The organism is Tunicatimonas sp. (assembly GCF_049647865.1).
In the GTDB taxonomy this organism is placed as follows: Bacteria; Bacteroidota; Bacteroidia; order Cytophagales; family Cyclobacteriaceae; genus Tunicatimonas.
In genome coordinates, this window is sequence record NZ_JBARYM010000148.1 from 1 (window position 1) to 1,572 (window position 1,572).

The 1,572-nt window shown below is 42.9% G+C and carries 2 protein-coding genes; both read right to left on the reverse strand.

The features are described from left to right. Positions 1–83: 83 nt before the first annotated feature. Positions 84–1,016 carry a GDP-L-fucose synthase gene (gene fcl / locus WBA23_RS04640; protein WP_424581081.1) on the reverse strand — a complete coding sequence of 311 codons (933 nt, stop codon included), beginning with the start codon at positions 1,014–1,016 and terminating at the stop codon, positions 84–86. Positions 1,017–1,110: 94 nt separating this feature from the next. Beyond that, a partial coding sequence (locus WBA23_RS04645; RefSeq protein ID WP_424581082.1) for a GDP-mannose 4,6-dehydratase occupies positions 1,111–1,572 on the reverse strand: 462 nt, incomplete at its 5' end.

The following is a 1,572-nucleotide window of genomic DNA, read 5'->3' on the forward strand; positions in this document are numbered from 1 at the left end:
GATAAAGATAGTTTTGCCATAGTTATAGTAGGTAAATTTTATTCGTTTATACGACAAAACTATAATCTAATGTTGCACGGAATTTAAACCGCTGTTTCTTCCTGGTACTGCTGGTAAACTGAAGAGATGCCTTGGCGTAACTCAATTTTATGTTTCCAGCCGTAGCTGTGAAGCTTGCCCACATCCATTAGTTTGCGGGGAGTGCCATCGGGTTTGGAAGTATCGTGCGTTAATTCGCCCTCAAAACCGACAATATCTTTAATGAGTAGTGCTAAGTCTTTGATAGCAATATCTTCCCCGGTACCGATGTTGACTAACTCAGGTTCGCTATAGTGTTCCATTAAATAAACGCAAGCTTCGGCTAAGTCGTCTACGTGCAAAAACTCCCGCTTGGGACTACCTGTTCCCCAAATCTCTACATTCTCAGCGTTGCTTTCTTTCGCTTCGTGAAACTTGCGAATCAGAGCGGGTAATACATGAGAGTTGTTAAGATCATAATTATCATTAGGGCCGTACAGGTTGGTAGGCATAGAAGAAATAAAGTCGCAACCGTACTGAGCCCGATAGTTTTCACAGAGCTTAATTCCGGCAATTTTAGCAATCGCGTACGGCTCATTCGTAGATTCCAATGTACCGGTTAGTAAATATTCTTCTTTTAACGGCTGATTGGCCATCTTAGGATAGATGCAGGACGAACCCAGAAATTGTAGCTTCTTCACACCTTGCACGTAGCTCTGATGAATTACATTATTCTGAATCATTAAATTATCGTATAGAAATTCACCCCGGTAGGTATTATTGGCATGAATTCCTCCCACTTTAGCCGCTGCTAGAAAAACGTAATCTGGTTTTTCCTGAGCAAAAAAATCAGCGACTGCCTGCTGGTTCCGTAAATCAAGATCGGCCGAACGGCGGGTAACAAAGTTTTGGTAGCCTTTGCTCTGTAAGTTCCGCATAATGGCGGAGCCGACCATTCCGCGATGACCGGCAATATAGATTTTAGCTTCTTTTTCCACAATAACAAGTTAGTTGGTTTGTTAGGTTACTTTTCAGTGATTAGATCAAAAGCACCAATACTAATTTCCCTGGTGTTTACAAGGCTCACTAAAATTACTCGTGATAATTGAACACTTTATGGCCACCCTTTAGTAAGAACTTATCTCGCTTAAACAACTCGATATCGGATTGGATCATATCTTCTACCAATCCTTTCAGATCATATTCTAACTCCCAGCCTAATTGTTCTTTGGCTTTAGTCGGATCACCTATCAGTAGTTCTACTTCGGTAGGGCGATAGTATGCTGGATCAACTTGAACAACTACTTTGCCTTCGGGCAACTGATAATCCGGGTTAGAACAGCGAACCACCTTTCCAGTTTCGTTCTCGGCCATTCCCTCGAACGCTAACTCAATGCCTAACTCGGCAAATGACATTTTTACGAAATCGCGCACCGTGGTAGTCATTCCGGTAGCAATCACGTAGTCTTCGGGCACTTCCTGCTGGAGAATAAGCCACATGGCTTGCACGTAGTCTTTAGCGTGGCCCCAATCACGCTTAGCGTCCATGTTTCC